At 42.7% G+C, this 9966-nt stretch carries 8 protein-coding genes, 1 other RNA gene and 1 pseudogene; 4 read left to right on the top strand and 6 right to left on the bottom strand.

The features are described from left to right. Positions 1 to 258 (top strand): outer membrane protein assembly factor BamE (locus tag B9J87_RS13645; RefSeq protein WP_094151216.1); only part of this gene is annotated, 258 nt, incomplete at its 5' end. 111 nt (positions 259 to 369) lie between these two features. On the opposite strand, the gene B9J87_RS13640 is transcribed toward B9J87_RS13645, so the two are convergent. Both B9J87_RS13640 and B9J87_RS13635 read right to left on the bottom strand, forming a co-directional pair. Next, positions 370 to 672 carry an RnfH family protein gene (locus B9J87_RS13640; protein ID WP_010319507.1) on the bottom strand — a complete coding sequence of 101 codons (303 nt, stop codon included), beginning with the start codon at positions 670 to 672 and terminating at the stop codon, positions 370 to 372. Next, positions 672 to 1103: an SRPBCC family protein gene (locus B9J87_RS13635; RefSeq protein ID WP_094151213.1), complete on the bottom strand. Its 432-nt coding sequence runs from the start codon at positions 1101 to 1103 to the stop codon at positions 672 to 674. Before B9J87_RS13635 ends, B9J87_RS13640 begins: the two co-directional genes overlap by 1 nt. 116 nt (positions 1104 to 1219) lie before the next feature. Between B9J87_RS13635 and smpB the strand changes: the two genes are divergently transcribed. From smpB to B9J87_RS13620, 3 genes are all read left to right on the top strand, one after another. Further along, entirely contained in the window at positions 1220 to 1705 is a 486-nt protein-coding gene (gene smpB, locus B9J87_RS13630) for an SsrA-binding protein SmpB (RefSeq protein ID WP_013857439.1), read from the top strand. A gap of 67 nt (positions 1706 to 1772) precedes the next feature. After that, positions 1773 to 2139: a transfer-messenger RNA gene (ssrA, locus tag B9J87_RS13625) on the top strand. Positions 2140 to 2322: 183 nt separating this feature from the next. Beyond that, the gene (locus B9J87_RS13620) at positions 2323 to 3564 is read left to right on the top strand and encodes an integrase domain-containing protein (RefSeq protein WP_094151210.1); all 1242 of its coding nucleotides are present in this window, start codon (positions 2323 to 2325) and stop codon (positions 3562 to 3564) included. 26 nt (positions 3565 to 3590) lie between these two features. Here the strand turns inward: B9J87_RS13620 and B9J87_RS13615 are convergent, their stop codons facing one another. From B9J87_RS13615 to B9J87_RS13600, 4 genes and pseudogenes are all read right to left on the bottom strand, one after another. After that, a complete protein-coding gene (locus B9J87_RS13615; RefSeq protein ID WP_094151207.1) occupies positions 3591 to 4448 on the bottom strand; it encodes an HNH endonuclease in 858 nt (285 codons plus the stop codon). Further along, positions 4445 to 5968, bottom strand: coding sequence for an AAA family ATPase (locus B9J87_RS13610; RefSeq protein WP_094151205.1), 1524 nt, complete (start codon positions 5966 to 5968; stop codon positions 4445 to 4447). The genes B9J87_RS13615 and B9J87_RS13610 overlap by 4 nt, the downstream gene beginning before the upstream one ends. Further along, positions 5968 to 9030 (bottom strand): type I restriction endonuclease subunit R, encoded by a 3063-nt coding sequence (locus B9J87_RS13605; protein ID WP_094151202.1) that lies wholly within the window; start codon positions 9028 to 9030, stop codon positions 5968 to 5970. The genes B9J87_RS13610 and B9J87_RS13605 overlap by 1 nt, the downstream gene beginning before the upstream one ends. A gap of 1 nt (position 9031) precedes the next feature. Then, a pseudogene (locus B9J87_RS13600) lies at positions 9032 to 9966 on the bottom strand (restriction endonuclease subunit S); the annotation flags it as partial.

Raw genomic sequence — 9966 nt, 5'->3', positions numbered from 1 at the left:
GGCAACTACGTTGAACAGCAAGCCGTCGATCAACTCAAGTTCGGTATGAGCAAAGAACAGGTTAGGTTTGTCATGGGGTCGCCGATGCTTATTGAAAACGGTTATCCCGATACTTGGTATTACATTTATCACCACACGGAAGGCCACAAAGAATCGATACAGAAAAACCTGATTGCGACATTTAATACCGCAGGTGCTTTGATGGAAATCAGTGGCGACTACCCTCCTAGCGAACGGTTTTTTGAAGGCGTAAACTGAACGAAAACACGTTCAAACAAATGATACCCAAAGTGCACCTCACAATGAGTGACACTAACGGACAGGGCTCATAACGAGCCCTTTATCTTGCATCCAATACCGCAGCAACGTTTACTGTTGCGCTTTTGCCTGCTCGGCTCTCTTGCGACGGATCTCTTTAGGATCGGCCAATAACGGACGATAAATTTCAATGCGATCACGGTCTCTGACCGTCGAATCTAGCTTAACGTTACGACTAAAAATCCCGACCTTATTTTTTGATAAATCAATCTCTGGGTAGAGCTCAAGCACACCGGACTGTTGAATTATCGTTTCGACGGTTGAGTTTTTGTCTACTACCAAATTCAGTACTCTTTGCTCATGAGGCAATGCATAGACTACCTCAACATGGATCATCTCAGATTCAATACTCATTACTGATACACCTGTTTCGCTCGTTTGGTAAATGCGTTAACCATATTACTGGTCAATTCATTGAATATCTTGCCAAAAGCCAATTCCACCATTTTGCTCGAAAATTCAAACTCCAGTTTAAGTTCAACCTTGCAGGCCTGTTCATCAAGTGCAGTAAAATACCAACCGCCTTTTAAAGCCTTAAAAGGACCATCGACCAAATTCATCAAAATAGCTTCACTGGCCACCAACACATTCGACGTTGTGAACGTCTTACTTATCCCTGCCTTTGAAACATCCACCGAAGCCACCATCGACAAATCGGAAGATTCAATAACGCGAGAACCAGAACAACCTGGCAAAAATTCAGGATAACGAGCAACGTCATTCACGAGATTAAACATTTGTTCTGCACTAAAAAGCACTAAAGCAGAACGACTGACTTGCTTCATATTCTCTCCTCATCACCACCGAAAGAGTCTGGTGTGTAACAATTTTACTTTTATTCTTATCCTACGCAAATAAAAGGATTTCCTAAGCTCGAACCAAGCCGTATAATGCCGCCATTATGGTAAAGAAAAAATCAAACTCAAAAGCAGGTAGCAATACCATTGCTGTAAATAAAAAAGCTCGCCACGAATACTTTATCGAAGATGAAGTAGAAGCAGGCATGGAGCTCCAAGGCTGGGAAGTCAAATCTCTTCGTCAAGGCAAAGCGAATATCGCAGAAAGCTACGTTTTCATGCGAGACGGAGAAGCCTTTGTTTCCGGAATGACAATAACGCCACTGCAGCAAGCATCCACTCACGTGGTTGCCAACCCAACTCGCGTGCGCAAGCTGTTAATCAGCCGCCGTGAACTGGATAACCTTTATGGACGCATCAACCGTGAAGGCATGACACTTATCGCACTATCACTGTATTGGTCTCGCTCTTGGGTGAAAATCAAAATTGGTGTAGCGAAAGGTAAAAAACTGCATGACAAACGTGATGATTTAAAAGAAAAAGATTGGGCAAGAGAGAAAGCACGCGTAATGAAGAGCTCATTGCGTTAATCTTGACCACTTAGACGCAGAAAGCTAGACAGACAAAGGTTTTCTGGTAGTATGCGTCAACACACTTGGGGCTGATTCTGGATTCGACGGGAATTTTGCAGTCTGAGGTGCATGCCGTGGGGCGGTTTGCCACGTTAAAAGCCGCAAAAAAATAGTCGCAAACGACGAAAACTACGCACTAGCAGCTTAATAACCTGCCAAGAGCCTTTCTGCCCTAGCTTCCGCTCGTAAGACGGGGAACAACAGAGAGTCAAAACCAAACAAGCTCGTGCCGCGTCTCCCGCCTGAGAGACAAAGCATTAAAACTAATTCAGGATAGCCATTAGATAGCGTGTCGGTTCGCAGTTTGATGGTGAAATTAAAGATCGAATAAGCATGTAGTACCAATGATGAATGATTTTCGGACGCGGGTTCAAATCCCGCCAGCTCCACCAATTATAAGTTTAAAGACATCCTAGTGCGTCTTTTTTCTTGCCTGAAACATAATAAAATCAACAGTTTATAGTCCATCATCGTCCACAGCGTTCTCTACCTTCCATACTTTTTGGTATTCCACGTGGTATTCCAAGCAATAAATGATAGTATTTGGAATACCATTTATTTGAGGAGTTGACCCAATGGGAACCAGAGCAACTAGACTAACAAGTAAAGCTATTACCAACGCAAAGCCTAAAGAGAAGGATTATGTTCTTTCAGACGGCGACGGTTTACAGCTACGAGTTAGGACAAATGGTTCTCGGTTGTGGAACTTCAACTACCGCCACCCTATTACTAAAAAACGCATCAACATGGGTTTAGGTGCTTTCCCTGAGTTATCTCTCGCTAATGCCCGTAAAAAGACAATAGAAGCAAGGGAGCTTGTTGCTGATGGCATTGATCCTAAAGAAGCCAGAGATTCAAAGCTTTCTGAAATGCAAAAAGAGCTTGAAGACACATTACTCAACTTAGCTAAAGAGTGGTTTGAAAGAAAAAAAGAAAGTGTCACACCAAACTATGCCGATGATATCTGGCGTTCTTTAGAACTACATGTATTTCCGCAAATAGCGAATACACCAGTAAAAGATATCGATGCCCCACTCGTTATTGATCTACTTAGACCTATCGAAGCAAAAGGCAGTTTAGAGACAGTTAAACGCTTATCTCAACGCTTAAACGAAATAATGAATTACGCGGCAAACTGTGGTCTTGTAAAAGCTAATCCATTAACAGGTATTCGAGCCGCTTTCAAAAAGCCCAAAAAAGAAAACATGGCAGCACTAGCACCAAATGAGTTACCAGAGCTCATGGGAGCTATCGCCAATGCCAGTATAAAGCGTACTACTCGCTGTTTAATCGAGTGGCAGCTACACACTATGACTCGTCCTTCTGAAACCGCAGGCGCTAAATGGGATGAGATTGAGTGGGAAGAAAAGATATGGACCATTCCGGCCGAGAGAATGAAAAAAAGAAGAGAGCACCGCATCCCGCTCACAGAGCAGATGCTGGCGCTATTAGAAGTAATGAAGCCGATAAGCGGCCATCGTGAATTTATCTTTCCTTCAGATCGAGATCCGAAGAAACCATGTAACAGCCAAACGGCAAATATGGCTCTGAAACGTATGGGTTTTGCGGGTCGACTTGTTAGTCACGGTTTACGATCGCTAGCGAGTACCACTCTCAATGAACAAGGCTTTGATCGTGACTTAGTTGAGGCGTCATTAGCCCACGTTGATGATAACCAGGTTCGTAGTGCTTATAACCGAACTGATTATCTAGAACGCCGCCGTCCTATGATGAGCTGGTGGAGCGGGCATATAGAAGAGGCAGCCAAAGGCAGCCTTTCTGTGACAGGAACAAAGCAGTTGAAAGTAATTAGCTAAATGTATGAATTTCTTACTAACTCAAACTATAGGTGCCCTTCTGCACAAAACCAATCACTATTTGCCAAAGCCTGTGAAGCAGCAACCTGCCAATGGTTTATGAAAAAAGAGGGGTTACTATAAGATAAAAGAAATTCTTTAAACTCTTCTGCCGTAGTACCGTTCATGAATGTACGTCGCATATGAACTACAGTAGTTATAAGATTCGTAGCCTGAATACTGTAACGTTTAGATAAATCGAAGTCTTTAAAATGCTGGGTAGCTCTAAGTTTGTCATTTTCTTCCCACTCTTCTGGAGTAGATACATAAAAATCCAACGTACACGGCGCCCCTGGTAATACTCTTGCGAAAACCCACTGTTCCAGAAAAAAACACTCTTTGTCTAAATAAGGGTGAATTATCTGCTCATGATAAACAGTCGCATAATGATCACCCTTACCATCCATATTACAGTCTCTACAAGAAGGTAGGAGGTTTAAAGGTAAGATAGAAAACTGAGGAAAATGAGCTTTGGGTAAATAATGGTCGAGATTCTTCGGCCTACCGAGGCCACCACAAAAAGGACAACATTCATTGGCAGAGAGCATTAGAGCATCATAAATCTCCCTTCCAGGTTTATTAGTATTCCTGAAATAATACTCATATAGATTTACAAATTCCCTCTTTGAAATACCAGAATTAACAACCGACTCTTCATCATCTCCAATAGGGTCAATTGTAAAAAGCTCTCCAACTACAGCTTTAACAGAATAGTCTGCCGCAGATTCACGTATTATGCCGCTTCCTTGATCAATTCTGTCCCTCAAGTCCTTCTTAGACATCCCGTCAGTGCATAATTGAATAGCATCATTTATGCTGTATTTTGGTGGTGAGAGTCTAATCATTTAATATCGGCCTTCTCTTTGTGCAAAAGAAGCGCTTTCAAGATAGCTCTTGCCTCAAAACCAAGCTGATTATTGTACTGATTTAGAATCTCTTCATAAGTAAAGCCATCATCAACAGATTCAGATAAAAGCTTGTGAAAACCAGATTTCGTTACCTCTAAGCCAAAAACTTCTCTTGTCAAAATTCCTACATTTTCTCCAAAAGTTTCGATCTCAGGGCGAAGCACTTTTGTAACATCTCCAGATTTCAACACCTTCCACACACACGATTTCGGTACTTCTTGCAATACTACAGGAGAGTGAGTTGCGATGATCGCTACTCCGTTTCTATCATGAAGTAGTTCGCTCAAAGCTCGAATAAATGCAGATAGCAGCGGCGGATGTAAGTGGCTTTCAGGCTCGTCTATTAGAACTAACGTCTTTTCTTCGACAGATGCAACTAAACGCGTCAGTGTTTGCAAAACTACAGCATGACCAGAACTCATTGATGTCATTGCTTCCCAAATACCCCTTTTGGCTATCGAAGTAGGTTCTAACTCAAATCGACGGATATTCATTTCAGCAAAATTCTCATCTGACTCCAGAGTTTTTATTGCTTTGAAAAGCCGAACCTTTTTTTCTTTCTCCCCCAGACATAAAGCAAATGACCGATTGAAATCAACGTCCATCTCAGTCCGGGTTTTAAGCCTGTTCTCACCTTGTTTCTGACTTTTTAAGCCAACATAGTAATACCGAATTCCTTTACTTGGGTCTTGCTGTTCTTCTGGAGGAGTAAATGTATCAAACGCGCTAAACGATACTGACACTATGCAAGAGAAATAATCTTTCTCGAAAGCTTCTCCAGTGTTTGGATCAATGAAAAAGCCTAGTTTATTATTGATTCCTAGCCCACCTTGAACCATTCCATTCAACAATGTCGTTTTTCCGACACCATTTCTTCCAATGACAGCATGTATATTGGTACTAGGCACGGAACTGGCGTTAACCTCAAAACCCAGATTAATTGCGGAGAAAAGCCCATCAGTTGAGCGGTTAAAACTGAAACTGTAATCAGTGAGAAGCACCCCACCCTTAAGAACTCGTGAAAACTGCCCTTTAATGCTAGACAAACTTACACTCGCCAAAAAGTCAGTTCTAAAAACAGTTTCTTTCTGCGCAATTGCTAAATGATCTGATGAATACACAATATCATTGAGGCTTCTCAATAAGCTAAAACGAAGCGAACTAGGCAATTGCGCTAGCTTAGAGTAATAGTCAACGTCTATGCCTAATGAAAAATAATCGTTGCCTAATCGTTCAAAAATGGGAGGGAGACTCTCTGAGAGCTTCTCTTCGGAGATCTGATTGACAACACCGATTTTTACAAGGCCAAGCTCTCTATACAACCCTTTGTCATCGTGAAGACTTACATTAAACAATGTACTAAAAGAAGACATTTCATTTTTGATCGGTGTTAGATAAACCGAGCTAACACCACTATGTGGAACAGCCTCTTGTCCAAATAAGATATGATAATTCATCAATAATGCTCTTCAATATAACCATACGCCTTGGCGAACAGTTCTTTGTCTTTTCCTAGCCCAAACTGAGCAAGCGTCAGTAACAATGCCTTTTGAATCTCTCTTGGGCCACTGTTCGAGCTTTGCCAGCCTTTAAAGCGTTTGGCTTTTACAATCTTGTCTATCTGCTCTACTACATCGCCGATTAGCTTTGGGGTGCTTTCGGGGCGAGTTTCTAAAAACAGTTTAGTTAGTGCTTGTTTGTTATCTTCTTGGGTTACTGGAGAATCGCCGGTTTCACGTTCGGCTTGAACTGTATCTTTAGCCGTATCAAGTAGCCCTTTCAGCCAGTCGATAGCTTTGATTACGCCTGCTTCATAATCCTGGCGTAGTTTTTCTAAACGCTCACCGAGAGCAATAAACTTCGGATTGCCGCTACCACGTAGGCGGCCCATTAGATCGATTTCTAACTGGCTTGCGCGCTTCTCTTGTTCTTTCTCAGTCAACGTGAAGATCGCATGCTCATCCATAACCAGCTCATCAATATCATCACGAATACGGTTAATGTCAGTATGCTCGTGAATCATCTTAATGGTTTCTGGACCTAACGCTGCCCACACGAGAGAACCTGTCTGCCCTACAGGGCGGACAGATTCATAGATTTGAACTAACCATTTATAATCAGCTCGATAAGGCGTTAAGAACGCATCTGGGTTAATCGCGGACCATAATTTAGCTAATACACCAAAAGAGGCCGCAAACTCATCGCGTTTCTCGTTAATCGGTAAGCAAGCCTGCGCTGCCATAATACCTTCAAAGCCATCGATGGTTCTGTCGACGTTAGGGAAGAAGCTTAAGCACTTATCTAACTGGGCTGGCAGGAGCTCTTTAAAGGCCTCAATGCCCTCCACCACACCGTCGATTTCTTCAGGATCGTATGCCAGTGCGGTACGTAAGTTCTCAAACACGCCAAGGTAATCAATGATAAGGCCCATTTGCTTACTGACATTGTCTGTCTCGTACAAACGGTTAGTACGACACATTGCTTGCAACAAGGTATGGTCACGTAATGGCTTATCTAAGTACATGCAGTAACAGATAGGCGCATCAAAACCAGTCAACAGTTTTGCGGTCACAATCAGCAATTGAAGTGGTTGTTTTGGATCTTTGTAATCCTCAATCAAACTCTTCTGCTTTTGGTCATTGCCGTCTATCTCCTGCCAACGTTCAAAGTCTGACTCGATGATAGGAAGCTCAAGGTCTTGCTTCCATTTACGCCAGTCCTTGTTAACCTTGCCTTTCTTACTTGCGTCTTCATCTTTGATCGGTGCTTGGTCGACGTTCATGACCACTTCAACCGCATCAAAGCCTAGCTTCTTACCGAGTAAGTAATACATCTGAACACAAGCGTCTCGGTCATAGACTACAACCATGCCTTTCATCTGCTTCGGCTTTACATGGCTTACAAAGTGATTGGCAATATCTTCGCTTACTGCCGCCATGCGTTTTGGCGCCTTCAACATAATCGCTAAGCGGCCAGCACGTTTAGACAATGCCATTTTCTCATCATCGTCTAGATCATTGTCTTTGACCATTTGTTCAAAGGCTTCATCAATCGCTGCACGATCCACACGAAGCTCGGCCAAACGAGGCTCAAACTTCACTGCATTTGTCGCTTTATCGCGAATAGACTGCTTATAGCTGTAACGGTTCATGTAACGCCCTTCATCCTCTTCAGCACCAAAGAGTTTGAATGTGTTACGATCGATACCGGAAATCGGCGTACCAGTTAAGCCATAGAAGTGAGCATGTGGTAGAGCCCAACGCATTTTATCGCCGAGAGAGCCTTCTTGAGTGCGGTGCGCTTCATCCACCAGCACGATAATGTTGTCACGACTATTTAGGCCGTTTTCATTACTCTCATCGATTTCAACGTCTTTAAACTTGAAGACTGTGGTGATCAAAATGCCGCGACTATCTTGTTCTATATGCTCGCCAAGCTTTCTGCAGCTTTGTACTTTGATGAGATTTTTAACATCGGCCCCACCGAAAGTTTCACTGATTTGGCTATCGAGATCTCGACGGTCTACCACAATTAGTACTGTAGGGTTTTTCAATTTGTTATCCGCACGGAGCATACGAGCGGCATAGAGCATCAGCAGTGACTTACCTGAACCTTGGAAGTGCCAGATAAGTCCTTTTTTCGGATAACCATTTTTTACACGCTCAACAATTTGCTTTGCGGCTTCAAATTGCGGATAACGCGGTAATATTTTAATACGTTTAGGTGGCGTGTCTTTACCTGTCTTCACTGTTGAAAATAGTGCAAATGACTCTAACATTTGCAGCAAGGTTTCTGGATTCAGCAATCCTTCACAGCTATCAAGTACCGTAGCTAAGCTAGCTGGAATCTCATCTCGCTGTTCGGTTTTATGCCATGGCCCCCAATCTTTAACTCGGGCATTGATTGCACCGTAGGCAAAGGTTTTGCCTTCACTGGCGAAACACAGCAGGTTTGGCACAAAGAAGGGTTCAACGTTCTTCCAGTAGTGCTTTTTACCGCCCATAAAATCGGCGGCGCCGTCTTGCCAAGTCACACTTGGACGAGTAGCAGATTTTACTTCCCCCACCACCAGCGGAATACCGTTCACATACAAGACGATATCGAAGAACACCTCTGTCGCGGCAATGAAGTGAACCTGTTGAGAAACGACAAAGTAGTTGTTTTCAGGAGTATCAAAGTCAATCAACTTAATAGTGATGTGATCACCATTTTCACCAAACGGTAGGCTTTTCTCTGCCATCAACCATTCATGAAAATTCTCGTTGGCTTTGACTAAACCAGTATGCTTAGCTTCCAACATCAAGCCACGAAGTTTGTAGATCACCTCATCAGCATAATCAGGATTGTTGCCAATATCAGGGTTTAACGAACAAAGCGCGTCTTTAAGCCAAGTATCGACGAATATATCGTGAGTTTGCTTGGGTAAGCTTTCACCATGACAGTAATTCCACTTCACTCCGTCTAAGTCTTTTAAACGGTCAAGAATTCCATTCTCTGTGACGGTTTGTTCATTAAACATCTTATGCCCCGTTAATTATAGATGTTGCCATCTGAGTGGACTTTGACCTTGCTTCACTCAGTAGCATCGTTTCATTTTGAAATAAATTCCAAATATTGATAATTTCTGCTTGTTTACTGAAGCTTAATAGGGGTACCGGCAGCTTCTTTTGAGCTGTGATGCCTATGTACGCTCGAGTTGATTGCGCGGATAGTGACTTCAGTATCATTTGAAAGCTTCGACTGCGGAAATAAACCTCTAAAAATTTCGCAAGCAACCGACCTTCCTCATTAACTCGATAATATGTAACCTGAGGTGTGAGCATTATATAATCAGAAACTGCTGGTGTGACCGCCACAAGACCAACTGTTCCTTTATGACTAAGCAATATGTCTCCAGGATAAGAAAAACCAATGCGCAGTTTATCGGCTCGATCTTTGGCCAATCTTTTACAGCCCGCCACATCAACTTTGCCCAAGCTCAAGTCGCTGGCCATAACAAATGGAATTCCACTGGAAACATATTCCGAAGCCTTAGGATGGTCATTACCGTGGTTTCCATCTTGAATTTCGATTATGTCACCGGAGTCAATCAAGTCACCTACAGTTGTACATTCTTTTCCAAGTTTGGAAAGTTCATTTCCAATAATGCTCTCGCACAATTCTGATGCTGATAAGGATGCCCCTTCATAACATTCAATGCATTGATTTATTTTTTCAAGTAAACGTAGAGCCCTCTTTTGGGATTCGATTGGAGGAAACTCAAATTCCTGCGACTCTAATGTTTTCCATTTTATGGTCGGAGAAAGAGAGCCTTCTGAAATGGTAATTGCTCTGTTCATAAAGGCATCTGACTGCATGAAATGTGGTAGAAATTCGGGGAGAATTTTGTCACCTGTCGGTCGTATTACCATTCCATGCGCGGAAAAAATTCCGTCAAATGGGGCGAGAGCCACTC

The sequence above is a fragment of the Vibrio sp. V19_P1S1T109 genome (genome assembly GCF_002241375.1).
Lineage (GTDB): Bacteria > Pseudomonadota > Gammaproteobacteria > Enterobacterales > Vibrionaceae > Vibrio > Vibrio anguillarum.
Note: the sequence above shows the minus strand (reverse complement) of the source record. Positions and strands in the feature narration are given on the sequence as shown.

Excerpts from the sequence above, each read along its gene's own strand:
- B9J87_RS13620 (WP_094151210.1), top strand. The coding sequence starts at position 2,323 with ATGGGAACCAGAGCAACTAGACTAACAAGTAAAGCTATTACCAACGCA.
- B9J87_RS13605 (WP_094151202.1), bottom strand. The coding sequence starts at position 9,030 with ATGTTTAATGAACAAACCGTCACAGAGAATGGAATTCTTGACCGTTTA.
- B9J87_RS13610 (WP_094151205.1), bottom strand. The coding sequence starts at position 5,968 with ATGAATTATCATATCTTATTTGGACAAGAGGCTGTTCCACATAGTGGT.
- B9J87_RS13615 (WP_094151207.1), bottom strand. The coding sequence starts at position 4,448 with ATGATTAGACTCTCACCACCAAAATACAGCATAAATGATGCTATTCAA.
- B9J87_RS13640 (WP_010319507.1), bottom strand. The coding sequence starts at position 672 with ATGAGTATTGAATCTGAGATGATCCATGTTGAGGTAGTCTATGCATTG.
- B9J87_RS13635 (WP_094151213.1), bottom strand. The coding sequence starts at position 1,103 with ATGAAGCAAGTCAGTCGTTCTGCTTTAGTGCTTTTTAGTGCAGAACAA.
- smpB (WP_013857439.1), top strand. The coding sequence starts at position 1,220 with ATGGTAAAGAAAAAATCAAACTCAAAAGCAGGTAGCAATACCATTGCT.